Genomic DNA, 25,303 nt, shown 5'->3' with positions numbered 1-25,303 from the left:
TTCAAGCGGTTCGCCACCAAAGCGGTCCTCTTCGAGGTCATCGGATCGTCATCGCCGAACTGGGACGGGTGCAGTCCAGCTCGGCGAACCGCCCTACTGCACCTCCGTTCAGTACTGCTTGGAGACCGGGCGACACCGTGCACGTCTCCGCGACGGGCCTCACCGCCCGCCGCCGGAGACCTCAACGTGCTGGGCCACGAGGCCAAGGGCAGCGAGGGGGGGGACGCCACCCTGCCGTCCCGGCCGACAAGGCCGACGCCGTGCGCGCCGCGTACCTGGAGAACCGCTCCATCGCCGCCCTCACACCGGCGTCGAGGCAGACATCCCTGCCCCGGAGTTGCTGGGCACCCTCGACAGGCCGGGCAAGGTCGCCGACTTCCTTCGCTCGGCAGGCCTGGAGCCTGCCGAGGGGGCCGAGCGGGCCGCGCTCGAAGCGAGGGCGACCGTACAGCGAGGCCAGGGCACACCCTGCGCGTGACCGCCGTCCCCGCCGCGCACCGTCAGCTCCTCGACCGCTGCCAGTCGCTCGACGGCGGCCAGGGTGTCCCGGCTGTTACGGCTGTTACGGCCCAGCGCGAGGCCCGTCGCGAGTACGAGAACCGCGTCAGCACACTCGCACGGATCGGACCATGATCGTTCTCGGCGCCAACGGCTGTACCGATGGCGCCGACTCGAACATCGGCAAGAGGACTGGAGCGCTGCTGCTCTACTACGAGGCGAACCGTGGGAGTTCACCGTTTTCGTCAGGCCGGCCAAGGTCGCGGCGGTGAGTGTCAGCAGCGCCGGTTTCTCCGACCTGGGCTACCGGCGGGAGGTGGAGAAGCTACAGGGCAAGACGGGACTTCCGGCGCTCGGCCCGTGCCGGGAAGGCACGGGCCGACCGGTGGAGATCCTGCGTGAACATCAATACGAAAGCGCTCAGAGGCTGGTGTGAGAAAGTGTGCCGACCTGCTCCCCGCCGTCCGAGCCTCTGGCGGCCACCGGTGACACCGGAAACGATCGGTGGTGTCACTGCTGCCCGGCGCGGTGACGGCCGGGCAGCAGCCGTCATGCCGCTCGGTTGTGCCGAACCGCGTAGACCGCGGCCTGGGTCCGATCGGACACGTTGAGCCGGGCGAAGATCGCTTGCATGTGGTTCTTGACGGTCTTCTCCGTGATACCTAATGCCCGAGCTATGTGGCGGTTCGTCATGCCATCGGTCAGCAGGGCGAGAACCTCAAGCTGGCGCGGTGTCAGGGCACTGGAGGGAGATTTCGCTCCGGCCGGTTCACCGCCGCGATCAGTCGTCGCCCTCCCCTGCGGAGCGCGGGTGGTCCGAACTTCTACTCGTCGCGGACGCGGGCGCATCGGCGTCGAGTCCTGAGTGACGGGGATATCCGTCTGCTGGTCGGTCAGAGAGTGTTCGCGGTCGCTATTTTGGGCAGCCATCCGTGTCTCCTTGCCCCGTGGTCGAATGGACAGTCCCGCGCCCAGGCTGCTCCGATAGGAGCCCCCCAGGCCCGGTAGTAACCACGCCGACTGTATCGAGATCGAACTCGGGAAAGGGCGATAGCTGTCAAGATTTTGATGCAGGTTGGCCCGAGATTCTTTGAGTCAGTGCTCTTTCTGGTCGCGGCTGGGCGCGTTGATCCAGGCGCCGGTGGGCAGTGCGGCGGGTTCGGGGTGGCGTTTGTAGACGACGGTCAGGACCTCGGCGTGGACGGTGTTGACGGCGTCGGTGTGTCCGTGGTGGACGTCGTGCGGAGTGTGCCAGGTCATCCCGGAAGCCGGTGTGCGGTGTTGCACGAGTTGAAGAAGGTGCGTCAGAATGCACAGGCGTGTTCGATGGTGTCGAAGCGGCCCGGGAAGTCGGGCCGGAATTCAGTGTCTTGAAATGCACTTCGCTGTACGGGTTGTCGTTCTGGGTCCGCGATCGTGAGTGGCTTTTCGTGACGCCGAGGCAGTCGAGCGGGAACGCCACCGGATTGGAGGCTATCGAGGTGCCGTTGTCGGCGTTGATGGTCAGCGTGTTGCAGTCGATGTACTGCTTTTGATCGTGTCGGCAAGGAGTTTCTCGGCCAGAACTCCGCTCTCGCGGTCGGCCAGGAGCCGACCTGCGACGTAGCGCGAGTAAATGTTGATGATCACGTAGACGTGGCGGTACGACCACTTCGCCGTGCTCGCACGGGAACCCGACCCGTTACATGGTCGACACCGACGCGACACAGGCGCCCTCGTCGAGTAGTTCGCGGTAGACGGTCGCCGGGGCCTTGTCGACGTGGTCCGGATGGTTCAGCGGCGACCGCGGCGTGGCGCGTTCGGCCAGGGTCAACACCCGCGGCTGCGGCTTGGGTTCGCGCGGCGTGGGCAGTGGCAGCGAGGTTTGGCGGTGTCGGCGGTAGTGGCCGGCCTGCGGCCGTCACACATGGAGTCGGCTCGCTCCCGCGGCTCGGGCTGCCGGTCGCGAGTTGCCCCGGCAGCACTGATAGTTCTCCCCGCACCCCGCACCTCAACCACCGCCCGAACCTTCGCCAGGTCGGCCTGCCAACGCTCGTTCTCCCGGCCCGGCCGGACCGTCTCGCGCTCTCACGGACCGGCCGACGGCCGCCCGACCGGCCCGACCGGCCCGACCGGCCCGACCAGAGCCTCACGAACCCCCGTGTCACGCCGGGAGCGCCACGCCGCGATCAGCGACGTGCGGAGGCCCTCGCGGCACAGAAGCAGGCACGCCCTACCTGCCTTGTTGAGCGACTCGTGCTCCTGCGGGATCCGGGCTTCACAGGCGGCCGAGAACGCAGCGCCCCGCGTCTTCCGCTGCCTCCCATCGCGCCCGTCCCGGAGTCCGTGCCACGGCTCGGCCGCCAGCACGTCGACGGCAAAACCCCTGCTCATGGAGGTGTCGACGGAGCGGCGAAGCTCAGCCACAGCCAGCGATGGGCCTTAAGACCTATGTACGGCCGACTTGGCGATCTGACAATCTTCCGGTGGTTGCAATCCACCACTTAAGAGGGCTGCGGAGTCCTGAACGGCCCCTGGTGGTTGGGTTTTTTACCTCCCCGCACTGGTGCGTTTGGTTCAGACACACGTCGGGGGCCGGGTGCGCACCGCGCAGCCAGATTGCGGCAATGTGGCCGCCCGCACGGCCGACGTTGTCGTCGGAACCTCCAGAAACTACAGCGAAAGAGGGAGCAGTGACGATCGAACTGCAGCCGCCGGTGGACGACCCGATCGTTGTCGATGATTTAGAGCGCCTCTCGTTCCGAGTGGACCGCCGCGCCTACACCGACGACGACCTGGCCGCACGGGAGATGGCCATGATCTTCGATCGCTGCTGGCTGTACCTCGGGCACGAATCGGAGGTGCCCGAGCCGGGCTCCTACGTGGCACGCGATGTCGGCGGGCGCCCGGTGGTCATGTCGCGCGGGTCCGACGGCGTGATCCGGGTGTTCGCCAACAGTTGCACTCACCGTGGGGCTCTGATCTGCTCGCAGTCGGCCGGGCAGGCCAAGTCGTTCCGGTGCCCCTATCACGACTGGACGTTCTCCAACAAGGGCGACCTGGTCGGGGTTCCGATCCCGGACGGGTACGGGCCGAACTTCCGGAAGACGGACTTCGGCCTGGCGCAGCACCGCAGTGACAGTTACCGCGGTTTCGTCTTCGTCACCTTCGATCCGGAGCAGCCGCGCTCCTTGCCTGAGTACCTGGCGGGAGCCACGGAGTACCTCGATCTGATCGACGACCAGTCCGAGGTCGGGATGGAGGTGATCCAGGGCGCGCAACTCCACGGGGCTCAGGCCAACTGGAAGCTCATGATGGAGAACAGCGTCGACATCTACCACTTCCGGGCATTGCACAAACGTTACGTCAGCTACATGCAGTCGCTCGGGTCGGTGCCACCGCGACGACGAGGTGGCTTCGGCCGCTCCCTCGGCCTGGGGCACGGAGCCAACGAGCTGCCGCCGGCCGCGGCCCGCCCGCTCGCCCACTGGACGCCGATGTTCGGTCCCGAGGTCCGGCCGCGCATCGAGGCGACCGCCGCACGTTTCGTCGACCGGTTCGGCGCCGAGCGCGCCGAACGGATCACCGGCACCAATCGCGCGTTGCTGATCTTCCCCAACTTGTTGATCATCGACGCGATCGCGATCACGGTTCGCAAGATCGACCCGGTCGGCGCCGACCGGATGGCCATCACCTCGGTTGCGCTGGCTCCCAAGGACGAAGATCCGGACATCCGGGAACTCCGCAAGAGTCACTACCTGACGTTCCTCGGTCCCGCCGGCTTCGCCACTCCCGACGACATCGAGATCGTCGAGTCGTGCCAGCGAGGCTATCTGAACCGCACGGTGCGCTACTCGGATCTGTCCCGCGGCATGAACAAGGAGATCCCCGAGACGACCGACGAGCTTCCCGCCCGCGAGTTCTGGCGGCAGTGGGACCGGCTGATGCACGGCGACGACGGTCACTTCGAGGTCGCTCACCAGGCCGAGTTGCAAGGGGCGGAAAAGCGATGACCAGCGAACTCATAGTCGACGACGGAGCCCAGGTGAGGCTGTCGCACCGGGTGAGCCAGTTCCTCTTCCGCGAGGCTCGACTGCTCGACGAGTGGCGTCTGACCGAGTGGTACGACGAGATGCTGACCGACGACATCCGCTACGTGGTGCCGGCCACCGACGTCCGCGGCGAGTCGGCCGACGCGCTCGGGCTCATCGACGACGATGCTGCCCGGCTTCGCCAGCGGATCGAACAGATCCTCAATGGTGAGGTGTGGTGCGAGGACCCTCGGTCGCGGACGAATCGCATGATCAGCAACGTGGAGATCCTGACCGACCAGGGCAGCTACCTTGAGGTGGCGGCAAACGTTGTCGCCTACCGCTTCGGGCACGGGCGCTCCGACGCCTACGTCGGAAAATATCGGTTCGAACTCGTCCCCGCGGGCGAGTCGTTCCGGATCCGGAGGCGGGTCGTGGTGCTCGACCACGAGACGCTCTACGAGCACGGCAAGCTCAGCATCGTCCTGTGATGGGCCGCTGACAGCGGCAGGCCCGGGCGGCTGCCCAACCGTCGCCGCCTCGGCCAAGCCCGGTCTCTCTCGCTGGGTCCACGTCCTCAGTGCCGTCGGCGGCCGTGTCATGCCGGGGCTGGGACCGGTCGTCCCGGTGCTCCCGGTGTACGCGGCGTCGTCCGGGGCTTGACCCGCCCGGATCGGAGCGCTCGTCGCCTGTTCGCGTCGATGCGAATCGTCGGACCGGTCGTCCTGGGGATCACCGCCGAGAGGGTGGGTGTTCCGGCCGCCTTCGGCAGGGAACCCGGGCTGGTCCTCGTCTTCGTGACGTCGTGACGTTGACAACCGTTCGCCCCAATATGGAGGAATCGCTCGATGAACCAGCAGTCTGCCCGGCGCGAGCGGGGTGAAGCGATCTTCAAGGAGGTCTTCGGCCGCGAACCGCGCCCGGGTTCCCTCCCTGAGTTCCTGCAGATCACCGTCGACCACTTGTTCGGTGAGATCTGGGCCCGCCCGCACCTGAGCATCGAGGAGCGCGAACTGGTCGCACTGACCGCGGTCGCGCTGGCACGGACCGACTGGGAGTTACGGGGTCACATCGGTGCCGCCCTGCACCTCGGGATGTCGCGAGAGAAGGTCGTCGAAGTCATCATCCAGCTCGCCTACTACGGCGGCTGGCCGGTCGCCAACAACGGACTGCGCGTCGCCCAAGAGGTCTTCGCCGAGTTGGACAACGTTAGCGGGAAGGACGCGGACCATGACCAGTGAGACGACTGCTCTCGACCCGGCGGAGAAGGTCGACCTGTGGCGTCAGCGGTACTTCGAGGCGCAGGCGGCCGCGGAAGAGTTCGTCCTGGGCGAGCACGGCGAAGAAGGCCTGGCCGGATGGGTCGACGCGAACTCCCGCATCACCGCGGAGCTGCTGCGAGCGCAACGGCCCGACGGGGTGTCGGCCACCGATCACTTCATGACCCGGCTGCAACGTCAGCTCCTGCTGTACGACTCGGAAGTGTCCACCGAGCCTGAGGCCTCGGGCACCGTCCTGCGCAACGTCGACTGCGGGATCCTCCGGTACCGCAAGCAGGCCGCCCGCGCCGGCGTCGTCCTGACGTTCAAGTCACCGTGCACGTACTGCCAGGACCTCAACACCGCCATCGCCACCCGCTACGTGGAACCGGACGTCAAGGTGTCGTGCGATCAGGCGGGCGACGGGTGCACCTGGCGCGCGGAGCCTTCGCACGCTCCAGGGGAGGACGCGGCGGCCGGGTCACCGCACGGCGAACGAGTCGCTGACTGAACGGACGACAGCACGGGTTCCCGCCAGTCGGCCCAGAGGGGCGTTCAGCGATTCCACCCACTCGGACATCTCTTCGCGACTTCGCCGGACCCCCGACCGAAACGTCTCCCAGCACTTCTCGCACCCGTGTATCGGAGTGATTAGTCATGCCTTTGTCGATGATCGACAAAATGATCCTGCTAAATCTGACGGCTTTCCCGCGCCCCCTCAACGTGGCGCAGTTCTACCCGGCGCTCTCAACGTACAGCGTTGAGCAGCCCTTCTCGCTTGGCGATTTTCAGGACGCAGTCAGCTACTTCGTCGACGAGAACCCGCTCTTCTCGAAGTGCCATGTGATCGAGCGGCAGTTCGAAAGTCCGGAAGAATTCCCGATCTCGTCCTTTCAGGGGATCGTGCTCGACGAGTATCCCCATTACTACGACGGCTTCCTGCTGATGTCCGTCACGTACAAGTCGGACCCCAACATCCAGGGGATCTTCACAGCCTTCCCCATGTCGATGCAGGACGGCTACCGGTGCTTCCGCTTCCACCAGGCGCTGATGAGCACCATGAAGTCGGGCAAGGACCAGTTCCGCAATGCGGAGGCGATAGCGGAGCTTCAACTGCAGACCGCCGACCTGGTTCAGTATCTCCCTGAGCGGAAGCCGTCCGTCGATGAGAACGACACGGTGCGAATCATGCCCTGGGAGCTTCGAGAGACCGTCGAGCCGGCCCTGAAGATCGGTTCACATCTCGACATGGTCAAGGCGGAATTCCTCAAGAGGTCCAGCGGGAACCTTCTCGTGATGAAGAACGCCTCGTACGCCTCAAGCCTTCTCTTCGGAAATCATCTCATGTTCCTGTTCGTTCCGGGCGAGGTGGTTGCTCGATCCAGTGGTATCGAGATCCGCGACTACTACAAAGCGCTGGCGGCCGAAGAGGAGAAAGCCATTGCGCAGCTGGAGACGCCAGAGGAAGTTGCGAGCGTCGGCAAGGCTGTGCTGCCGGGGATAGCCACGCACCCCCGCCGATTTGGCGTCAACAACTACGGCGACGTCTCGCGATACGACGGGTCCGACTTCTCTCCGGAAAAGGGAACCCTCGTGAAATATCAGTGGCACATGCCGTACATCGTCTCGCGCGGAGCGGCCGAGGAAGGGTCGGGAATGCACATGACGATCACCATCAACGGCAAGGCGTTTGGTTTCCTGACCGAGCGGCGGTAGGAAACCGAATCGCGTTTGACGGGTAAGAATGGCGTTGAGCGGACAAGGGAAGGTCCCGCCAGATGAAGATCGTTGCGTTGTCTTGCACGCAGAGGCGTCTCCCGTCGCTGACAGACGCGTTGCTTGAGGCGGCGATTGCCGGCGTCGTCCAGGAGGTCGGCGACGCGGTGATCCAGCCGATCCGGTTGATCGACTATCGCATCGCGATGTGCGAGGGCGAGGACACGTGCCTTGACCCCGAGGTGGGCCGGTGCACGATCGACGACGACTTCGAGCGCGTCGTCGACCTGGCCGAGGGTGCGGAGGCGATGCTGCTCGCCATGCCGGTGTACGCCGGGAACGTACCCTCGGTGTTGAAGATATTCCAGGAACGCCTGAAGAGCTATATGAATGCCACGCACCGCCCCTTCGGCAACATGAAAGTGGCGACGATCGTGCATTCGCGTACGATGCTGACCGAGCCCGCACTGGCATCGTTGTTCCCGTGGTACCTGCGGCTACGGAACAAGAACGTGGCTTCGGTGTGCGTCAGCCAGAACGAGCATCAGGACCTGACCCGCACCGCGGCCCCCGACCTGTGTGTGGCCTTGGGCCGCCAGCTCGGCATGACCCTCGACGTCAGCCGGTCGTCGGCCCACAACCGCGCGGCACTGCCGTTGGTTCAGTCACCGCCTCGACCGCGGTGCGGTGACGCGGTCCCGTCCTTTCCTGGAGCGTGAGCAGATTCCGCGTGCCAGGGGCATCCGTTGCCCGCCTGTTAGCACGACACCGTGACGTCCGGTAGTTCCACCCTGAATCGGTGCTCAGTCAGGGCGGTAAGACCATTTTCATCGATCTGGTGCGCGACCTCCTACTCACCCGAGTAGTTGTTCGCCTTTGGCCTTCCACAACAGGCTAGCTGCCGGTTGGCCATCGGCGGAATGTCTGCAAATTTGGGCGACGAGCTTCCAAACGGGGGATCAAATCCGTGACCACGCCTTTCACCCTCACACCGTTATTTGAAGACGATTTAACTTCGGATCCGGAGCGCGAAGGGCAATGGATTCGCACTCTGCCGGCCCAGCAGCAACCGCGGTGGAAAGACGACTCTCTGGCTGAGCGGCTCAGCAACTCGCTCAGTGACCTCCCCGGCCTGGTGACCTGGGACGAGGTACGCCATCTGCGGCTGCTCCTCGCCGAGGTCGCGGCCGGCGGACTGCAGATCCTCCAGGCGGGCGACTGCGCCGAGGACCCCGCGGACTGCGTTCCCGAGGTGCTCAGCCGCAAGGTCGGCATGCTCGACGCGCTGGCCGGGGCGATGCAGGCCCAAACCGGCCTGCCCGTGGTGCGGGTGGGTCGGATCGCGGGTCAGTTCGCCAAGCCCCGCTCCTCCGACCTGGAGCGGCACGGAGAGCTTGAACTACCGGCGTTCCGCGGCCACTTGGTCAACGACCCGAAGCCCGATCCGCAGCTGCGCCAGCCGGATCCGGCGCGCCTGCTCACCGGCTACCGGGCCGCTCACGCCGGAACGGAATTCCTGCGCCGCCTCGGCGGCACCTGGGGTCTGCCGACCGCGGCACCCGTGTGGACGAGTCACGAGGCCCTCGTGCTGGACTACGAGCTGCCGTTGCTGCGTCGTGGCCAGCGAGGCCTGCTGCTGTCCTCGACACACTGGCCATGGATCGGGGACCGCACCCGCCAGCTGGACGGTGCGCATGTGCAGCTGCTGGCCCGTGTCCAGAATCCGGTGGCCTGCAAGGTCGGTCCGACGACGACACCCGCCGAGCTGACTCAACTCTGTTCGGTCCTGGACCCGACTCGTGCGCCCGGCCGACTGACGCTCATCTCCCGGATGGGCGCGGATCGGGTCGCGGAGTGGCTGCCACCGTTGATGGCCGCTGTCCGTGAAGCGGGGCATCCGGTCATCTGGCTGTGCGATCCGATGCACGGCAACACTCAGCGCGGCCCCTTGGGCCGCAAGACCCGCCTGCTGACCAGCATCAAGCGCGAAATGGAGCTCTTCCAGGAGGTGGCCGCCGCGGAGCAGGTGGTCGCAGGAGGGCTGCACCTGGAAGCCACACCGGAGAACGTCGGTGAATGTGTGGCGGACGAGTCACGTCTCGACGACCTCCTCGACCCGCTGTGCTACACCACGCTCTGCGACCCGCGCCTCAACATCGACCAGGCCGTGGCAGTCGTGTCGGCCTGGCGTCGTTGAGCGAGGCGCCCACCGTCCACAGCACGACGACCGGCCGCCGGACACCTTTCGCGCTTGAGGCGGTTCTTCACCGCGGCGGCGAGTTCGCGGGCGGTCAGGTTGGCCAGGCTGTCTTTCATCTGGGCCGCCTGGCCAACCTCTCGGCCCACCCGGAGCCGCCCGTAGCACCGGTGCCGGGTCGGGCCCGCGCCGCCCGGTACCCGCTGCCCGACCGGTCGGCTCAGTCGGCCTGCGGGACCCGCGCCGTCACCGAGGAGTGCGGGCCGTAGAGCCGCTCGCTGTCCGCCAGCACCCGCGCCCGCATCGCCGACGCACCCGCTCCGTCCCCCGCGTCGTGCAGTATCCGGGCCATCCGGCCGCGCACCTCCAGGGCGAACTCCGGCTCCCGGTCGGCGAGTCGGGCCAGCAGGTACTGGTACTCGGCCAGGGCGCCCGCCCGGTCGCCGAGTTCCTCCAGGCAGAGTCCCATCTCGCCCTGCCAGCGCGCCAGTTGGGGCTCGTCGGGCGCGGCCTGCTCGGTCAGCAGCCGCAACTGGCCGAGTGCGGCGTCGAACTGACGGTCCGCCAGCAGGGTGGCCGCGTACTGCTTGCGCAGCATCTGCACCACGGGCGAGCCGGGGCCGTGCAGTTCGGCGGCCACCGCAAGGCCGTGCCCCAGCACCGGGACCGCCTGGGTGATCCGCCCCTGGTCCAGCAGCTCCCTGGCCTCCCGGACGGCCGCGGCGACCTCCGCCCGGTCCCCCGGGGCCTGGGGCGCCGCCGGACGGGACCGCCGCTGCGGGTGCCAGGGCGCGTACGGGCGGCGGAACGGGCGGGTGGGGTCCATCGGCGCCCCCGGCCCGTCGTCGTGCCGCCCGTCCGGCGCGGGCAGCAGCGGCGCCAGCGCCCGGTGCACCTCGGCCGCGTCGGCCGGACGGTCCCCGGGGTCCTTGGCGAGCAGCCGCAGCACCAGTTCCTCCAGCGGCTCGGGCACCTCGGGACGCAGTCGGCGCAGCGGCAGGGGCGGCTCGTACACGTGGCGGTGCAGCATCCCGAGCGGCGTGGTGGCCGGGAACGGCACGTTGCCGCTGAGCAGTTCGTGCAGGATCACGCCGAGCGCGTACAGGTCGGCGCCCGGCCCGACCTCGCCGCCCACCGCCTGCTCGGGCGCCATGTAGGCGGGGCTGCCGATCGGCGAGCCGGTCAGGGTGAGCCGGGTGGTGTCCGCGTCCAGCACGGTGGCCACCCCGAGGTCGAGGACCACCAGGGTGCCGTCCCCGCGGACCATGATGTTGCGCGGCTTCAGGTCCCGGTGCACCGCGGGCAGCGCGTGCACGGCGGCCAGCACCGGGCAGAGCTGCGCGGCCACCGCGACCGCCCACGGCCACGGATAGGGGTCGTGCTCGGCCAGGTGGTCGGCCAGGTCGGCGCCCTGGACGTACTGCATGACCAGGTAGAGGTCCTCGCCGTCGCTCCCCGCGTCGTGCACGGTCACCAGGCCCGGGTGGTCGACCCGGGCGGTGACCCGGCACTCGCGGACGAACCGGCGCCGGACCTCCTGGAACTCCGCGGCCCCGTTCACCCGGTCCGGGCGCAGCAGCTTGACGGCCACCTGGCGGTCCAGGTTCCGGTCCTGCGCCGTCCACACCTGGCCCATCCCGCCGCGTCCGACCAGGGTGGCCAACTCGTAGCGGCCGGCCAGCAGTCGGCCGGTCACCGGCGGTCCTCCCGCTCCAGGTAGGCGCTCAGCTCGTCCAGGCCCGCCCGCACCTCACCGATCCGGTCGGGCTGGCCCGGGGCGGGCTGGAACCCGGGCGGCACGGCGGGCGGTTGCTCGGCCCGCGGCGGAGCCTGGACCGGCGGGTACTGGACCGGGAGGGGTGCCGCACGACCGGTGCGGGCGCGTACCCGGGCATCGGTGGGTGCGGGTGGGTACGACGGCGGCGGGGCCGTCGCCGGGCGCGGTCCCAGCTCGACCGCCAGGTAGTAGGCCGGCACCGCCAGCGCCGTTCCGAGCAGCAGCACGATCCCCGCCGTGGTGTGGGGGCCGTCGTCCGGCCCGGCCAGCGCGAGTCCGCCCACGCCCGTCGCCCCGGCGGCGACGAACGCCAGCCAGTTCCGCAACCGACGGCGCTCGACCGCGAGCCAGAGCAGCGCCACCCAGGCCAGCATGCCCAGGCTCAGCAGCGGCACCAGCACCAGCACGATCCGCAGCAGCACCCGCCACACGCGGACGCCGGGCCGCTTCGACGGCGCGGTCGGGTACATGGGCCAGCTCCTGTCGACGGGATCCGCGGGTCAGCCTACCGACGGGTCCTCAAATGGTCCGGCGGGGCCCGGATTCAGTGCGGCCGGACCGTCCCGTCGGTCAGGCCGTCGTAGAGCCCCCGCACCAGTTGGTCGCCCAGCCGGGCCGCGAGCCGCGACGCCTCCTCGAAGGCGGCCACCGCGCGGAACCGCTCGCCGTACCGGTGCTGCTCGGCCAGCGGCAGCCGGGGCACCTGCAACCGGCGCACGTCGATCCGGGTCGCGGTGGTGGTGAAGCTGCTGGCCTGCCGGCTGTTGGCGCTGCCGCGCAGGAAACCGGCCAGGAACCACGGGTCCAGGGTGTCCGGGTCCGGACGCAGCAGGTACACGTTGCGGCCCAGCGCCGCGCCGGCGGTGGCCTCGTCGACCACCCGGGTCACGGTGCCGCGGCCGAGCACCGGGAGTACCACGTCCCCCGCCCGCAGCAGCACCGGCTCCTCCTCCGCGCCCTCGGGAAGCTGCCCGGAGGGTGCGGTACCGGCCGCCAGATCGTGCTCGGTCAGCACCGGCGGGCCGCCCGCCGGGCCCGCTCCGCTCCCGCCCGTGCGCATCAACAGCGCGCCCGCCCGGGCCAGTTCGCCCACGCTGGTCATCGGCCAGTGCGCCGCTCCGCCCGGCGCCCCGGTCAGCGGGGCCAGCTCCACGGTGCGGCGCAGCGCGCCGGTCAGCTCCTCGCGGACCTCGGCCAGGACGGCCCCGTCGGCGGCCGCGCGCGAGGGCAGGTGACGGGCCGGGGTGACGTCCACGTCGTCGTCCAGCAGGTCCACCAGCGCGACGGTGCTGCTGACGCCGGGCCGGTCGGGATGCTCGCCGTCCCGGTCGAAGGCCCGCCAGTCCGCCAGCACCGTGCCGCGCAGCTCCTGCCGGCCGATCCGCTCGCGGTCTGCGACGTCCACCACCAGCAGCCGCTGCGGCTGCGGCGCGTCGGCCACCGGTCGGCGCAGCACCCAGAGGTGCAGCGGGATGCCGTACGGCGGGGCGCTGCCGGCCGGCAGGGCGACCACCGCCCGCAGCGCGCCGCGCCGCAGCAGGTCCGCGCGGATCCGCCGGCCGGAGCGGCGTGAGGCGGCGGCGGGCGGCATCAGCAGTACGGCGCAGCCGTTCTCCTTCAGGTGTGCCAGGGCGTGCTGCACCCAGGCCAGTTCGGACTCGGTGCGCGGCGGCAGGCCGTACTCCCACCGGGTGTCGTAGGCCAACTCCTCGTTCCCCCAGGACCGTTCGTTGAACGGCGGGTGGCAGAGCACGGCGTCGGCGCGCAGCTCCGGGTGCGCGTCGGCGCGCAGGCTGTCGCCCGCCCGGACGTCCACCGGGCCGTCGGCGCGCAGTGCCAGCCGCACCGCGGTCAGCGCCGCGAGATCCGGGTCCAGCTCCTGGCCGGCCACCGTCGCGGCGGGCCCGGCCGCGCCCAGCAGCGCACCGAATCCGCAGGCCGGGTCCAGCACCAGCTCGGCCGGGCCGGCGAGTTCGGCCATCAGCTCGGCGAGCGGGGCCGGGGTGAGTGTGTACTGGCGCGGACCGGCCTCCAGGTGGCGCCCCATCAGGAACTCGAAGGCCTGACGGTCGCCCAGCTCCTTCGCCAACTCCCTTGCGCCGATGACGAGTTCCCGCCGTTCGGGGTCGGTGTCGCCGCGCCCGAGCAGCGCGGTGCCGACCGCCAGCAGGGCGGCGGCCGCACCCTCCCGGTCGCCCTCCACCTGCTGCCAGACCCGCTCGCTGAGCGGTACCTGGCCCAGTTTGCCCTGCCCGCGCAGCCACTGCTCGACCTCGGCCAGGTCGAAGGCCGGACTGGTGTCGGTGCCACCCACCGGCTTGGGGAAGTCGGCGTGCCGCCGCCGCCAGTTGCTCACCGCGGCCCGGCCGACCCCGGCCAGCCGCGCGATCCCGGCGGCCGTGACCTCCGTCCTGCTCTCCTGCTCGGTCACTGGGCGGACCTCTCCACGCTGGAACGACTCTCCGCGCGATCCTACAACCCACCTCACGCCACGATCGCGTGTTGACGCAGTTCACACGTCATGGTCTGATTATCGCGCCGATCACCCGTCATCCCGTCTCGAAAGGCGCACGCACCGTCATGCCCCAGACGCTCCGCCGGACCGCCCTGCTCGCCTGCGGCGCCGCCGCGCTCCTCGGTCTCACCGCCTGCTCCTCCGGCACCCCGGCCGCCGCACCGGCCTCCACCCCTGGTTCCGCGACGCCCTCCGCACCCGCCCTGCCGACCGGCACCAAGCTCAACTCGCTGCTGCTGCCCGGCACCGCGTTCCCGACCGGCTTCAAGGCCGACCCCGACGGCTCCCGGAACACCGGCGACGACTACAACCCGACCGAGGCCCCGTCCGCCGTCCCCTCCCCGCACGCCTGCGACCTGCTGAACACCTCCGCCTGGGTCACCGCCTCCGGGGTCAGCGCCGCCTCGTTCGCGCAGAACGACTACGTGGACGCCTCGCAGGACATGATCGCCCAGGAACTCGACGCCTACCGGGGCGACGACGCCAAGGCCGCCATGTCCGCCCTCACCAAGGCCCTGACCGCCTGCCACAGCTTCACCGTCGCCCAGGACGGCCAGAAGTACCCGGTCACGATCACCGTCAAGCCGCTTCCCGGCCTGGGCGACGAGGCCCTCCGGGCCACCCTCACCTCCCCCTCCTTCACCGGCGGCACCACGATGGTCGCCACCCGCACGGGCTCGTACCTCGCCGCCACGTACGACAGCTCGCAGAGCACCTCGGGCAGCGCCGCCGTCACCTTCGCCAAGACCCTCGGCAAGGCCCTCCCGCCGACCTCCTGAGCCCAGTCCCTCCCGGCGCCGGGCGGCAGTCGACGCCGCGCCACGCACAAGGCCGCCGGCCCGGGATCCCTCCCGGGCCGGCGGCCTTCCTCTTGAACTCCGACGTCCGCCCCCGCACTGACTCAGACCAGCCGCCACCGACGGTTCCAGGTCACAAGACCGCCGGCCGGGCGCTCGACCGTCCCGCCGACCCGCGCCACCACCACGGAGTCCGACTCCCGCCACACCTGGTCGCCCTGATCGAGGAACAGCGGCTCCGCCAGCTCGAACACGTGGCACCCCGGATCGAACGCGATGTGGTCGAGCAGGAGCATCCGGGGTGCCGTCACGCGTTCGCCGTACAGTCGCATGCCCTCATGATGGCGCGACCGGGGCCGTACGCGACCGCTTCCGCGGGGCCGCCGGCCGGCACGCGCGAAGGTGCCCTCCCGCCGGGCTGACGGGGGCTCGGGAACCTCGTCGGCACAGGCCTTCCCCGGCCGCGCCCCGCCGCCGACCACGAATTCGAGCTGATCGTCGGTGCTGAACCGGTCACCGGGTACCGACGCGACGAGTTCCTCGCCCTCCCCGCTGGACACCCCGATCACCGCGACAGGCTCCGCCGTGTCCTCGGCAGTCCTGACCGTGGCGCCACCCGCCGGTCATCAGGCTCGTGCCCTCGGTCATCACCCGGGCGCAGCCGGAGAGCCGGTTGCGGTGAACGCGGGCTGGTCGCGGACCGTCACCACCTTGAACGGGCCGACGCCGATAGTCGTAGCGTCGCCGTGCGCGGGCGGTGAGCGCAGGAATCCCCGCCGGTCGCGCGGGGCCTACACAGCGTGACCCACGACGGGGAGGCCGTCGGGCGCCACCGGAATATCCTCACCGGGATCCGCGGTGGTCCTCTTGCCCGCAAGCGAGTTGGGCTTGCGATCCTCCCAGGTGCGTCAAGTGGCATTCCGGCCCATTTGAAAAACGGGCCGATAGCGAATGATCGAGTATTTTACTGAGGCGATACAAATGAGGCGCCCTTCGCGATAGCTCAGACTATCGGCATGATTGCGACGGGGGCGTGACTCCAGCGTGATTGAAGCGTGACGCCGCTGGTAGTCCCCACTTTCAGGGCGCCAAACCCCCCGGTGACGATTGCCGACCAAAGATCGCAAACGGAACTCCAAACATCACGCGGCCACTCATGGCGGAACCACAGATGGGTCTTGACGGCCACCATCGAAATAATGATTCAATATCATCGTGCGTCCGGAACCTAGCTGCTTCACGGGTTCCGGTTGTCGAGAACTGCTACTCGAACGGGGGCGTAAGTGCAGTTCGCAATCCTTGGGTCGGCGACCGTGCGTTCTACGAGCGGCGACCCCCTGGCAATTATGAGACCCCGCCAGCGGAGCACGCTGGGCATCCTCTTACTGAATAGCGAACGCCGGGTGAGCAAGGAATATCTCGCCGACGCGTTGTGGGGAGCCGACCTGCCCAGCGATCCGGGCGGCGCGCTCCGGAGCAACCTCTACGGCCTGCGCAAGGCGACGCCGATCAAGGGCCGGCTACAGACCGGCCGCGACGGCTACGGCCTCGCCCTGCACGAGGGCGACGTGCTGGACCTGCACCGCTTCCGGGGCCTGGCCCAGCAGGCGCGGACGGCCCAGCTGCTGGGCGACGTCGACGCCGCGGCCCGGCTGTTCCAGCGCGCCCTGGACACCTGGGGCGACCCGCCGCTGGCCGACATCCCGGCCACGCCGATCATGCAGCCGCTCATCTCGGAACTGCTCGAACACCGTGACGCCGTCCAGGAGTCGCTGGTGGACGCCCGGCTGGCCCTCGGTCAGCACCACGAACTGCTGCCGTTCCTGATGTCGCTCACCACCGCGCAGCCGCTGCGGGAGCGCCGGTGGGAGCAGCTCATCCTCGCCCTGTACCGGTGCGGCAGGCGGGCGGAGGCGCTGGACACCTTCACCCGGGCGCGCCGGCTCCTCGTCGAGGACTACGGCATCGACCCCGGGGGCGCACTGCAACACCTTCAGCAGCTGGTCCTGGCGGACGACCCGCTGGAGGCCCTGACCCTGCCCGTCCCGCCCCAGCGGATCCACGCCGACACCGTGCGCGAACCGCGCCCGCAGCGCCCCGAGTTACCCCGGCCGCTGGTCGCTGTCCCCCACCAACTCCCGGCCGAGCCACGGAACTTCATCGGGCGTGAGGCCGAGCTCAGGATGCTCACCGAGGTGGCGGACGGGATGTCGCCGGTCGGCTCCTCCCCGGTGGTCTCCGTGCTGTGCGGCCCCCCGGGGATCGGCAAGACGGCCTTCGCCCTCCACCTCGCCCACCGGATCGCGGACCGCTTCCCCGACGGGCAGCTGTACATCGACCTGGGCGCCTTCGGCCCGGCGACCGACCCGGTCGGCATCCAGCAGGCGGTCCGGTCCGTCCTCGCCCCGCTGATCCGGCTGCCGGCGCCGGACACGATGAGCCCGGCCGCCTACGCCAACCTGTACCGGACCACCCTCGCGCAGCGACGCATGCTCATCCTGATCGACAACGCGTACGACAGCGCGCAGGTGCAGCCGCTGATCCCGGCGGGCCCGCAGTGCATGGTCATCATCACCAGCCGCCGCAAACTCACCGGCCTGGTGACCTCGCACGGCGCCCGGCTGACCACCCTGGACCTGCCCTCCCGGGCCGAGGCGACGGCCCTCCTCGCGAGCCGACTGGCCGCCGGCGACCTCGCCGTGGACAGCGCCACCCTCGCCGAGGTGACCGAGGCGTGCGCGCGGCTGCCCCTGGCGCTGGTGATCGCGGCCACGCGGGCGATCGGCAGGCCCATGGTCCCGCTGCGCCACCTGGCCGACGAACTGCGCAGCGAGCGGAACCGGCTGAACGTGCTGCGCGGCGACCGGGCCTCGGGCGACATCCGGGCCGCCTTCTCGTGGTCCTACCGGCGCCTGACCTGCTCCGAGGCAGGCATGTTCCGCGTCCTCGGCGCGCACCGGGTGCGCGAGATCACCGCCGCCGAGGCGGGCCGACTGGCCGAGGTGCCGGCCCCGGCGGCGATGCAGGCCCTCACCGGACTCGCCCACGCGCACCTGATCCGGGAGTACGCCCCCAGGCGGTTCCGCTTCGACGACCTGGTGGGCGCCTACGCGGCCGAGAAGGCGCAGGAGGAAAAGGACTGACCACCCGGGTGGAGGCCGTGAGCAGAGGAACGAGGAGGAAGACTTGAACAGGCGATCGCTGGCCGGGCTCCGGGCCCGCGCGGTGGTGGACCGGCGCTTCATGGGGAGCGACGTCGCCCTCCACCGCACCAGGGGCGGCGTCCTGCGGGTCGTGCACGCCCACTGCCCCCACCGCGAGCACCTGGTGCGCCCGTTCCACCGGTTCGCCTTCGACGTCGAGGGGTCCTGCGTCAGGGCACCGGGCGGCACCCCGCCCCGGGCGGCGCTGCTGCCCGCCGACCGGATCGCGCCCGCCGCCACCTGGAGCATCGAGCTGGCGGCGGTGGTCAACGCGCCCCCGGCCGGACCGTGGCGGACGCAAACACGTGTGACCGTCATGTCGGACGCCGGCTCGCGCCCGGACGCCACCTCGCGCCCGGACTCCCCCCTGCCCCGGAAGCCCGCCGCCCCGTCGCTGTCCGCCGTGGCGGGACAGGCGCTCATGCGGACCGTGATCCACCACATGGTCCAGGACGCCCGGATCCGGAACGGGAACCGGAACCTGAACCGGAAGCGGTGCCTGCCCGACCCCGCGCTCACCTCCGAGGAGGGCGCAATCGGCCCGTACCGCGGCCGGGTGGGGCAGTTCTACCCCCTGGAGGCACCGGCCGACCGGACCTGACCAGCGGCCGACCGGGCCCGTCCGCGTCGACCCTCGATTCGTGCACGGCGCACCCCATCTCTCCATGAAAGCTCAAGGGACACCTATGCCCAGGTTCACCAGCCTCATCGTCGGAACCAGTTCCCGCATCGGCCGCGAGACGGCCCATTCCTCGGCGCCGACCACATACGACTTCGTCGGCCCGGATCGTCGAATTCACCGGAACGTGCCCAGAGGAGGAGGCTTCGATGAATGACAGGCCGTTCCATGTCCTGCTCGGCCCGGACGGTGCCGGCAAGTCCTCGGTGATGGCGGAGATTGCGCACCGGCTGCCGACATGGCGGACGCTTTCCACGGACGACGCATTCGTCGGGCCTGAGCACGGGCTTGTCACTCGGCTACGGCACGACGTGGTCGGGGAAATCCTGCCGAATCTCGGAACGGCGTACTCCGCGGATTTCATGGCCGGTCTCCTCCAGACGGCCGTGATCCATCTGAAGGACGAGATCCAGCGTCAGGACGACGACGTTCCCGTGCTGGTGGACTCCTACTACTACAAGATCCTCGCGAAGTGCCGGCTGGCCGGGGTCGAGGAGAACCCCATGTACGCCTGGTGGCGCTCGTTCCCGCAGCCGTGCGCCGTGGTGTACATGGACGTCTCGCCCAGGTCCGCGTGGCGGCGTTCGGGCAATGGAGCGCGGCTCAACGCCCTGGAGTACTTCGGTGAGTTCCCCGAACGGCCGGGTTTTGAGGATTACCAGGAGAACCTTCGCAAACTGATGTTGGAAGAGGTAAGGGAATTGCCAGTGACGATCATCGAGGAACAGCCCAGTGTGGCCCGCGCGGCCGACGCGGTGATGGAGGTGCTCACTTCGTGACCGCACGTATGGGCTGGGCAGACCCCGGGCATCTGGACCTCTACCGGCAGCGGGTGTTCGCCGAACGCGCTCGGCTCGGTGGGGCGCTCACCGAGATGCGAGGACAGCAGCAGCGTGTTCTCGCCGACCTCGTCGACTTCAACTCAGGAACCGAGTTCGGCAAACGGTACGGCTTCGACCGAATACATGACATCGACGACTTGCGCAAAGCCGTTCCCATTCAGGATTACGCCGCCCACGCGCCGTTGATCGAGCGCACGGCGGCGGGTGAGCCGAACCTGCTGACCGCCGACCGGCCGGTCGTGTACTTCACCAGCAGCGGCAGTACCGGCGACCACAAGAAGATCCCCGTCACCCCGCGGTTCATGAGCACCACCTTCTTCCCCTTCTACTACGCGGCCTGGGCGCCCCTGATCGAGAACTTTCCCGACGTCGGACAGCGGCCCGACGCGGTTCTCAACCTCAAGCACGACCCGCTCTCCGCGCCGCCCACGACGGCCGGCGGGCAGCCTCATGTCGGCGCCAGCCAGGTCGACTTCGGTGAGAAGTTCGGTGAGCCGCTCTCGGCCGAACTCGGCACCGCGGCCCCCTGGGCCACGCTCCCGGTGGACATCGCGCCCGGCGACCATCTGGAGAAGATGTACTTGAGACTGCGGCTGGCGGTGCAGAGCGATGTGCGCTGCCTGATCGGGATCAACCCGGCCATGATCGCGGCCGTCCCGTATCAGCTCAATCTGTGGTGGGACCGGATCGTCCGGGACGTGCGGGACGGCACCCTGGGGGGCGTTCCGTACGGCAGCCCCGATCCGCACCGGGCGGCCGAACTGGAAGGGCTCGCCGACTACTTCGGTGTCGTGGAACCGGCCCATGTGTGGCCCCGGATCCGTGCGTTGTTCGGTTGGACGACGGGTGTGGCGTCCCTCTACCTGCCCGCGCTGCGTGAGCGGTTCGGTGCCGGTGTCGCGGCCCTGCCGGCGCCGGTCGCGGCGTCCGAGGGGCCCGTCGGGGTGCCCCTGGACCGGCACGGCTCCGCCGGAAGTCTCGTCGTGTCGGCGGCCGTGTACGAGTTCGTGGACGCCGACGCCGATCTCACGCCCGACACCCAGACCCTGCTGCCGCACGAACTGGAGGTCGGGCGCGAGTACCACGTGATCTTCAGCCATGTCGGCGGGCTCTACCGGTACGCCGTCGGCGATGTCGTCCGGGTCGAGGACCTGTTCGACGGAGTGCCGCGGGTGGCGTACGCGGGCCGGGCCAATCGTTCCGACGCGGTCGGTGAGCGGCTGCGCGAGTCCCAGGTCGTCCGGGCCCTGCGAACCGCCCTCGACGCCACCGGCCTCGGTGTCTCCAACGTCGCCTGCCGGGTCGAACGCCAAACGGGGGCCCCGCACTACGTCTTCGCGGTGGCCCCGCACACCTCCTGGCAGGACGCCGAGTCCAGCCGCTTCGCAGTTCTGCTGGACGCCGCTCTCCAGCGGGAGTCCGCCGACTACCGGCGAGCCCGTACGGACCGTCGGCTCCACGCCCCCGTACTCCGGCTCCTCGACCCCACCGCCTTCCACCGGGACTGGCACGCCGCGGTAGGCAGCGGAATCCGCCCGACTCAGGTCAAGGACCGGCTCTTCAGGCAGGACGACCTCCTGTGGCAGCGCCTGACCGGCACGACACCGGCCTGACCCGTACCGAGAAGCGAGGAACTCCGATGACCGACCTTCTGAACCCGGTGGAGCGGACCGCGTTGCTCACCGCCGCCCTGCGCGCCGCCGAAACCCTGCGTGCGGACCGCCTGTACGAGGACCCCTACGCGGCCAGGCTCGCCGGAGAGGCCGGCCCGCAACTGTTCGCCGAGGTGTACGCGGCGACCTTTCCGCCCGACCGGCCCCGGTCCCTGCCGAGCACTCCCGACTACAACGCGATCCGCACCCGGTTCTTCGACGACTTCCTCATGGGCGCGGCGCGGGACCGGCGGATGAGCCAGATCGTGCTGGCCCCTTCGGGCATGGACTCCCGGGCCTACCGGATGTCATGGCCCGACCACATTCGCTATTTCGAGGTCGACCGGCCCGCCGTCCTGGACTTCAAGAGCGAGCGGCTCCAGGGAGTCGCCCCGCGTGTGGCCCACCGGTCGGTGGCCGTGGACCTCACCGCCGACAACTGGGAGAGCCAGTTGTTCGACGCCGGATACGACCCGACGCTGCCGTCCACATGGCTGCTCGAAGGGCTCCTCTATTACATCCCCGAACCGGACACCCACCGCATGCTGGAGCGGGTCGCCGCCATCACGGCGCCCGGCAGCCGGATAGCGGCCGATGTGGTCAACGCCGCCGCGCTGAACCTGCCGCACATGCGGGGACTGCTCGACCTCTTCGCCAACTGGGGCTGCCCGTGGCTCTTCGGCACCGATGAGCCCGAGGACCTTTTCGACCGCTATGGGTTCAGCGTCGAGGCCACGCAACCCGGCGAGCCCGGCGCGGACTTCGGCCGCTGGCCGGACCCGGTCCCGCCGCGTCACGTCAAGAACGTCCGCCGGGTCTTCTTCGTCCATGGAACACGCCGATGACCGGGCCCGCTGTCGTCGTGGGCGGGAGCATCGCCGGTCTCGCCACGGCTCTGGCACTCGCCGAACGAGGCTTTCCGGTACGGATCCTGGAGCGCTCGGCCCCGCCGCCCGAAGGCCCGGCCGGCAAAGCGGCCGAACTCTGGCAGCGCCCCACCGTCCCGCAGAGCGACCACTCGCACATCCTCACGTCGCTCGGCGTGCGTGTGCTGCGCCAACGGGCCCCGCACCTGCTGGAGACCGCCCAGGAGGAAGGAGCACGGCTCCTCGACCTCACCAGGGCGGCACCCAAGGACACATGTGAACAGGAGGCGGACGACCACGAGTTGGTCGCTCTGGCCGTCCGACGCCCCTTCCTCGAACTGCTGCTCCACCGTGCCGTGCGTGCCCTTCCCGGGGTGACCATCGACCACGGAACCGCGGTGCGGGGGCTGATCCTGGACCCGGCCCGGTCCCGTGTCGCCGGTGTGGTGACGGATCGGGGCGAACAGGTGCCCGCGCGGTTCGTGGTGGATGCCACTGGCTGGAAAGCGGCGGCCCTGACCTGGCTCAGGGAATCAGGGATCCCGATCGGCGAAGACCTGGTCGGCACCACGCAACTGCGCTGTTTCACCCGGTTCTACCGACTGGATTCGCCGGGAGCCGACTGGCCGGGGCCGCTCAACCGGGGCAACGCGGCGGGAGGCATCTGGGACCACTACGCGGCGGTCGTGCACCCTGCCGACAACGGCACCTTCGCCATCGCCGTAGGAGCCCTGACCTCCGACCCGGCCACCACGATTCTGCGCGAACCCGCCGCCTTCACCGCCGCTGCCCGGATGTCCCCCTACGTGGCGGCATGGATCGAGGAGGGGACCGCGACGCCACTGGCGGACGTACGCGCCATCACCATGCCGCCCAATGTCCTGAGGTCCACGGCCCGCGGCGGGCAGCGCCGGATCGCCGGGCTGTTCTCCGTCGGTGATGCCGCCTGTGTCACCGACCCGCTCTTCGGCCGCGGCATGTCCCTCTCCCTCCAGCACGCCTTCCAGCTGGCCGATCTCCTCGCCGCTCGTCCGACGGCGGACGAGCACCAGAGCGAGAACGCCGTCCGGCTGGCCGAGGAGATCCATCGCCCGTGGTACGAGCAGGCCGTCCACGACAGCCGGGTGTACGGCGGGCTGTGGCGGGCCCGCGCCGAGGGAGTCGCACCGTCTCCGGTGCCGCCCGCGGTTCCGGGCCGCCCCTCCATGGCGGACGTGGCCCGGGCCGCCGGAGTCGACTCCACGGTCTGGCGCGGCCTCCTGCGCGTCCTGATGGGCCTCGACACCCCCGCGAAGATCTTCGACAGTGCCGCGTTCCGGGACAGGGTGCGTGCCGTCCCCGCCGACGGTGTCCCGCCCGGCCCCCGGCCGCCGACCCGGCAGGAACTGCTGGCGGCCGTCACAGCCGGGAGGGAGGGCTGATGGGCGCCACCCGCCGGAAAGTACTGCTGGCTCCGATCACCGTCACACCGTCCAAGCCGTTGACTCCGAGCCATCTCAAAGGCCTGCTCTGGGCGGACGTGATGTACCGTGCCACGGCTCAAGTGGCCGATGTGACCTACCGCTACAGCCACACGACGTACCACCCGACCGAACAGACCCTGGGCTTCTGGGAGTTCCTCGACCGGACCCGGGGTGACACCGACTACTCCTGCCTCTCGGAGGAGGAGATCGGTGAGCTGTACGTGCGCTACCGGGCCGAGGGGGCGGCGCCCTCGGTCAGGATGGCCCCGTACGCCGAGGCCGTCGAACACACCGACTACGTCCACCCGGCGGGGGCCCGCGTCCTGCGCCTGTGGGCCGGCCACTACGAACGGCTCGGCCTGCACGATCCCGGACTGCTGGCACACCAGCCGCCCAGGCTCGGCCTGCGCGAGATGGTCGACGAACTGGTCGCGGAGGAGCTGGGTCTGGACCAGCGGGACCTGGGCGGCCCGGTCTATCTCGACGCCACCCGATTCGGCCTGCCCCTGCGGCAGATAGTCGCCGCCGACGGGCGCCCCAACTACCTCGCGTGCGCGTTGCGCGAACTCCTGCCGCTCGCACCCGAGTACGACGAGGTCGTGCTGCTCTACGACCGTGAGCTGGACCCCGACTATCAGCTCCTGGAACGGGTTCTGACCCACAAGGGAACCATCGTGCACCGGGTCCCCATAGGCAGGGTGCCGATCGACGGGAAGATCACCTCCGCTCGGCAGGGCGGCTGGCACGACCACACGGTGAGCGCGTTCCTGCGCTCCGTCGGCGACGACCACGAGCCCGCGGCGCTACGGCTCGGTATGCGTCTGTACTTCATCGCCGGACTCGGGCCCGGCCAGCAGGAGTCCTTCCGGTTCGATCTGCTCCGCAAGAGCCTGAGGCGCGCCGAGAAGCTGCTGAGTTCGGCGGAAGAAGCGCCGAAGGGCGACCGGAGTGCCCTGTTCGGGCTGTTGGACAGGCATCGGCGCGGCCACACCCACATCGACCCGTACCGGCTCACCTCGTCTCTGCTCGGCCGGGGAGACCGTGCTCCCGGCCGAGCCCTGCTCAGCGCGGTGTTCCTATGACGCTCAGCCCTGATCTCCTGCTCACCGTGGCCGCCGACCGACTGCGGGCGACGCGGCCCGAGTTGGCCGCGCACCTCGACCTGTCCACCTCCGAGGCGCTTCGCAGGGCCAAGGCCACCCTCGCGGGCGGGGAGGCGGACGGGCCGCACGACGGTACCGCCGTTGTCATGGTGGTCGGCCGCTTCTCCCTTCCGGACTGGGTGCGGGAGACCTGCCGCTTCGCCCTGTCGGTGCCGCCGGACCGGACCGGACCGTGGCAACGCTCGTTCACCCGCACCCTCTTCCTCGCGGGCCGGCCGAACAACCTCAAGGAGAGATTCACCTTCGACCACATCGCCGACGACGGGTCGACGGCCTGGATCGGACCCGCTCCGGACGAGGCCACGACCGCGCTGCGCCGGTTGCTCAAGTCGTTCGACGGCACACGGGAGTTGCCCGCCCGGGCCCCGACCACCGTGGCGATACCCGTGCCTGTCGGTGAACGGTCCGCCCGTTGCCGTCCGGTCCACCGCGACCTGTACATCGCCACCGCGGGGGTGACTGTCTCCGACGCACTCATCCAGGTCAACCACCTGCTCGCCGAAGCCGTGCTGGACGGGCTGATCCAGCCCGGCGACCGGCTGACCCTGCGTTCCGTGCCGCGCCTGGCCGGCCTTGCCATGCGGTTCGCCGCCCTGCGCGTCGACACCGACACCCACCGGCCCGACGAGCTCCGGGCCTACGCCGGACTGACCGAGGAGATCTGAA

The 25,303-nt window shown here is 69.8% G+C and carries 26 protein-coding genes; 19 read left to right on the top strand and 7 right to left on the bottom strand.

Features of this window, described 5'->3' with window-relative positions:
* The first annotated feature begins 474 nt into the window (after window positions 1-474).
* Window positions 475-633, top strand: a complete 159-nt coding sequence (locus ACWIHT_RS15470) for a hypothetical protein (RefSeq protein ID WP_456168331.1) — start codon at window positions 475-477, stop codon at window positions 631-633.
* Between the two features lie 133 nt (window positions 634-766).
* Entirely contained in the window at window positions 767-934 is a 168-nt protein-coding gene (locus tag ACWIHT_RS15465; RefSeq protein WP_456168329.1) for a hypothetical protein, read from the top strand.
* 113 nt (window positions 935-1,047) lie between these two features.
* On the opposite strand, the gene ACWIHT_RS15460 is transcribed toward ACWIHT_RS15465, so the two are convergent.
* Both ACWIHT_RS15460 and ACWIHT_RS15455 read right to left on the bottom strand, forming a co-directional pair.
* Window positions 1,048-1,428 (bottom strand): response regulator transcription factor, encoded by a 381-nt coding sequence (locus ACWIHT_RS15460; RefSeq protein WP_456168327.1) that lies wholly within the window; start codon window positions 1,426-1,428, stop codon window positions 1,048-1,050.
* A gap of 165 nt (window positions 1,429-1,593) precedes the next feature.
* Entirely contained in the window at window positions 1,594-1,758 is a 165-nt protein-coding gene (locus ACWIHT_RS15455) for a hypothetical protein (protein WP_456168325.1), read from the bottom strand.
* A 59-nt stretch (window positions 1,759-1,817) separates the two neighbouring features.
* Here ACWIHT_RS15455 and ACWIHT_RS15450 point away from each other — a divergent pair, with 59 nt between their 5' ends.
* Window positions 1,818-2,033 (top strand): hypothetical protein, encoded by a 216-nt coding sequence (locus ACWIHT_RS15450; protein ID WP_456168323.1) that lies wholly within the window; start codon window positions 1,818-1,820, stop codon window positions 2,031-2,033.
* Window positions 2,034-2,179: 146 nt separating this feature from the next.
* Here the strand turns inward: ACWIHT_RS15450 and ACWIHT_RS15445 are convergent, their stop codons facing one another.
* Window positions 2,180-2,311 (bottom strand): hypothetical protein, encoded by a 132-nt coding sequence (locus ACWIHT_RS15445; protein WP_456168321.1) that lies wholly within the window; start codon window positions 2,309-2,311, stop codon window positions 2,180-2,182.
* Between the two features lie 859 nt (window positions 2,312-3,170).
* Here ACWIHT_RS15445 and ACWIHT_RS15440 point away from each other — a divergent pair.
* The 7 genes from ACWIHT_RS15440 (at window position 3,171) to ACWIHT_RS15410 (ending at window position 9,680) form a co-directional block, all read left to right on the top strand.
* Window positions 3,171-4,490 (top strand): aromatic ring-hydroxylating oxygenase subunit alpha, encoded by a 1,320-nt coding sequence (locus ACWIHT_RS15440; RefSeq protein WP_456168319.1) that lies wholly within the window; start codon window positions 3,171-3,173, stop codon window positions 4,488-4,490.
* Window positions 4,487-4,999 (top strand): aromatic-ring-hydroxylating dioxygenase subunit beta, encoded by a 513-nt coding sequence (locus tag ACWIHT_RS15435; RefSeq protein WP_456168317.1) that lies wholly within the window; start codon window positions 4,487-4,489, stop codon window positions 4,997-4,999. Before ACWIHT_RS15440 ends, ACWIHT_RS15435 begins: the two co-directional genes overlap by 4 nt.
* A 357-nt stretch (window positions 5,000-5,356) precedes the next feature.
* A complete protein-coding gene (locus tag ACWIHT_RS15430; RefSeq protein ID WP_456168315.1) occupies window positions 5,357-5,749 on the top strand; it encodes a carboxymuconolactone decarboxylase family protein in 393 nt (130 codons plus the stop codon).
* On the top strand, window positions 5,739-6,278 hold the full coding sequence (locus tag ACWIHT_RS15425) for a hypothetical protein (protein ID WP_456168313.1): 540 nt from the start codon (window positions 5,739-5,741) through the stop codon (window positions 6,276-6,278). Before ACWIHT_RS15430 ends, ACWIHT_RS15425 begins: the two co-directional genes overlap by 11 nt.
* Window positions 6,279-6,436: 158 nt before the next feature.
* The gene (locus ACWIHT_RS15420; RefSeq protein ID WP_456168311.1) at window positions 6,437-7,483 is read left to right on the top strand and encodes a hypothetical protein; all 1,047 of its coding nucleotides are present in this window, start codon (window positions 6,437-6,439) and stop codon (window positions 7,481-7,483) included.
* A gap of 62 nt (window positions 7,484-7,545) precedes the next feature.
* Window positions 7,546-8,202 carry a flavodoxin family protein gene (locus tag ACWIHT_RS15415; protein ID WP_456168309.1) on the top strand — a complete coding sequence of 219 codons (657 nt, stop codon included), beginning with the start codon at window positions 7,546-7,548 and terminating at the stop codon, window positions 8,200-8,202.
* Window positions 8,203-8,525: 323 nt separating this feature from the next.
* Window positions 8,526-9,680, top strand: coding sequence for a 3-deoxy-7-phosphoheptulonate synthase (locus ACWIHT_RS15410; protein ID WP_456168837.1), 1,155 nt, complete (start codon window positions 8,526-8,528; stop codon window positions 9,678-9,680).
* A gap of 220 nt (window positions 9,681-9,900) precedes the next feature.
* Here ACWIHT_RS15410 and ACWIHT_RS15405 read toward each other — a convergent pair whose 3' ends face one another.
* The 3 genes from ACWIHT_RS15405 to ACWIHT_RS15395 form a co-directional block, all read right to left on the bottom strand.
* Window positions 9,901-11,376 carry a protein kinase domain-containing protein gene (locus tag ACWIHT_RS15405; RefSeq protein WP_456168307.1) on the bottom strand — a complete coding sequence of 492 codons (1,476 nt, stop codon included), beginning with the start codon at window positions 11,374-11,376 and terminating at the stop codon, window positions 9,901-9,903.
* A complete protein-coding gene (locus ACWIHT_RS15400; RefSeq protein WP_456168305.1) occupies window positions 11,373-11,927 on the bottom strand; it encodes a hypothetical protein in 555 nt (184 codons plus the stop codon). Before ACWIHT_RS15400 ends, ACWIHT_RS15405 begins: the two co-directional genes overlap by 4 nt.
* A gap of 74 nt (window positions 11,928-12,001) precedes the next feature.
* A complete protein-coding gene (locus tag ACWIHT_RS15395; protein WP_456168303.1) occupies window positions 12,002-13,888 on the bottom strand; it encodes an N-6 DNA methylase in 1,887 nt (628 codons plus the stop codon).
* Window positions 13,889-14,037: 149 nt separating this feature from the next.
* On the opposite strand from ACWIHT_RS15395, the gene ACWIHT_RS15390 reads away from it, so the two are divergent.
* The gene (locus tag ACWIHT_RS15390; protein WP_456168301.1) at window positions 14,038-14,751 is read left to right on the top strand and encodes a hypothetical protein; all 714 of its coding nucleotides are present in this window, start codon (window positions 14,038-14,040) and stop codon (window positions 14,749-14,751) included.
* A gap of 122 nt (window positions 14,752-14,873) precedes the next feature.
* Here the strand turns inward: ACWIHT_RS15390 and ACWIHT_RS15385 are convergent, their stop codons facing one another.
* The gene (locus ACWIHT_RS15385; RefSeq protein WP_456168299.1) at window positions 14,874-15,101 is read right to left on the bottom strand and encodes a hypothetical protein; all 228 of its coding nucleotides are present in this window, start codon (window positions 15,099-15,101) and stop codon (window positions 14,874-14,876) included.
* Between the two features lie 1,071 nt (window positions 15,102-16,172).
* Here ACWIHT_RS15385 and ACWIHT_RS15380 point away from each other — a divergent pair.
* The 8 genes from ACWIHT_RS15380 to ACWIHT_RS15345 all read left to right on the top strand — a co-directional run bounded on the left by ACWIHT_RS15380 (window position 16,173) and on the right by ACWIHT_RS15345 (window position 25,302).
* Window positions 16,173-17,912 (top strand): BTAD domain-containing putative transcriptional regulator, encoded by a 1,740-nt coding sequence (locus ACWIHT_RS15380; RefSeq protein WP_456168297.1) that lies wholly within the window; start codon window positions 16,173-16,175, stop codon window positions 17,910-17,912.
* 43 nt (window positions 17,913-17,955) lie between these two features.
* Complete coding sequence (locus tag ACWIHT_RS15375) at window positions 17,956-18,573, top strand: Rieske 2Fe-2S domain-containing protein (protein WP_456168295.1); 618 nt, start codon at window positions 17,956-17,958, stop codon at window positions 18,571-18,573.
* Window positions 18,574-18,800: 227 nt separating this feature from the next.
* Window positions 18,801-19,430 carry a hypothetical protein gene (locus ACWIHT_RS15370; RefSeq protein WP_456168293.1) on the top strand — a complete coding sequence of 210 codons (630 nt, stop codon included), beginning with the start codon at window positions 18,801-18,803 and terminating at the stop codon, window positions 19,428-19,430.
* Window positions 19,427-21,106, top strand: coding sequence for a GH3 auxin-responsive promoter family protein (locus ACWIHT_RS15365; protein ID WP_456168291.1), 1,680 nt, complete (start codon window positions 19,427-19,429; stop codon window positions 21,104-21,106). The genes ACWIHT_RS15370 and ACWIHT_RS15365 overlap by 4 nt, the downstream gene beginning before the upstream one ends.
* Window positions 21,107-21,132: 26 nt before the next feature.
* Complete coding sequence (locus tag ACWIHT_RS15360) at window positions 21,133-21,990, top strand: class I SAM-dependent methyltransferase (protein ID WP_456168289.1); 858 nt, start codon at window positions 21,133-21,135, stop codon at window positions 21,988-21,990.
* Window positions 21,987-23,432 carry an NAD(P)/FAD-dependent oxidoreductase gene (locus ACWIHT_RS15355; protein WP_456168287.1) on the top strand — a complete coding sequence of 482 codons (1,446 nt, stop codon included), beginning with the start codon at window positions 21,987-21,989 and terminating at the stop codon, window positions 23,430-23,432. Before ACWIHT_RS15360 ends, ACWIHT_RS15355 begins: the two co-directional genes overlap by 4 nt.
* On the top strand, window positions 23,432-24,556 hold the full coding sequence (locus ACWIHT_RS15350) for a hypothetical protein (protein WP_456168285.1): 1,125 nt from the start codon (window positions 23,432-23,434) through the stop codon (window positions 24,554-24,556). Before ACWIHT_RS15355 ends, ACWIHT_RS15350 begins: the two co-directional genes overlap by 1 nt.
* On the top strand, window positions 24,553-25,302 hold the full coding sequence (locus tag ACWIHT_RS15345; RefSeq protein WP_456168283.1) for a DUF6182 family protein: 750 nt from the start codon (window positions 24,553-24,555) through the stop codon (window positions 25,300-25,302). Before ACWIHT_RS15350 ends, ACWIHT_RS15345 begins: the two co-directional genes overlap by 4 nt.
* Window position 25,303: the final 1 nt, after the last annotated feature.

The organism is Streptomyces sp. NPDC002276 (assembly GCF_053891435.1).
This window is presented reverse-complemented; position numbering and strand designations above follow the sequence as displayed.

Bases quoted from the DNA above. Each gene is read 5' to 3' on its own strand.
- ACWIHT_RS15460 (WP_456168327.1), bottom strand. From the start codon at position 1,428: ATGGCTGCCCAAAATAGCGACCGCGAACACTCTCTGACCGACCAGCAG.
- ACWIHT_RS15455 (WP_456168325.1), bottom strand. From the start codon at position 1,758: ATGACCTGGCACACTCCGCACGACGTCCACCACGGACACACCGACGCC.
- ACWIHT_RS15435 (WP_456168317.1), top strand. From the start codon at position 4,487: ATGACCAGCGAACTCATAGTCGACGACGGAGCCCAGGTGAGGCTGTCG.
- ACWIHT_RS15430 (WP_456168315.1), top strand. From the start codon at position 5,357: ATGAACCAGCAGTCTGCCCGGCGCGAGCGGGGTGAAGCGATCTTCAAG.
- ACWIHT_RS15425 (WP_456168313.1), top strand. From the start codon at position 5,739: ATGACCAGTGAGACGACTGCTCTCGACCCGGCGGAGAAGGTCGACCTG.
- ACWIHT_RS15420 (WP_456168311.1), top strand. From the start codon at position 6,437: ATGATCGACAAAATGATCCTGCTAAATCTGACGGCTTTCCCGCGCCCC.
- ACWIHT_RS15415 (WP_456168309.1), top strand. From the start codon at position 7,546: ATGAAGATCGTTGCGTTGTCTTGCACGCAGAGGCGTCTCCCGTCGCTG.
- ACWIHT_RS15400 (WP_456168305.1), bottom strand. From the start codon at position 11,927: ATGTACCCGACCGCGCCGTCGAAGCGGCCCGGCGTCCGCGTGTGGCGG.
- ACWIHT_RS15390 (WP_456168301.1), top strand. From the start codon at position 14,038: ATGCCCCAGACGCTCCGCCGGACCGCCCTGCTCGCCTGCGGCGCCGCC.
- ACWIHT_RS15385 (WP_456168299.1), bottom strand. From the start codon at position 15,101: ATGCGACTGTACGGCGAACGCGTGACGGCACCCCGGATGCTCCTGCTC.
- ACWIHT_RS15370 (WP_456168293.1), top strand. From the start codon at position 18,801: ATGAATGACAGGCCGTTCCATGTCCTGCTCGGCCCGGACGGTGCCGGC.
- ACWIHT_RS15360 (WP_456168289.1), top strand. From the start codon at position 21,133: ATGACCGACCTTCTGAACCCGGTGGAGCGGACCGCGTTGCTCACCGCC.
- ACWIHT_RS15355 (WP_456168287.1), top strand. From the start codon at position 21,987: ATGACCGGGCCCGCTGTCGTCGTGGGCGGGAGCATCGCCGGTCTCGCC.
- ACWIHT_RS15350 (WP_456168285.1), top strand. From the start codon at position 23,432: ATGGGCGCCACCCGCCGGAAAGTACTGCTGGCTCCGATCACCGTCACA.
- ACWIHT_RS15345 (WP_456168283.1), top strand. From the start codon at position 24,553: ATGACGCTCAGCCCTGATCTCCTGCTCACCGTGGCCGCCGACCGACTG.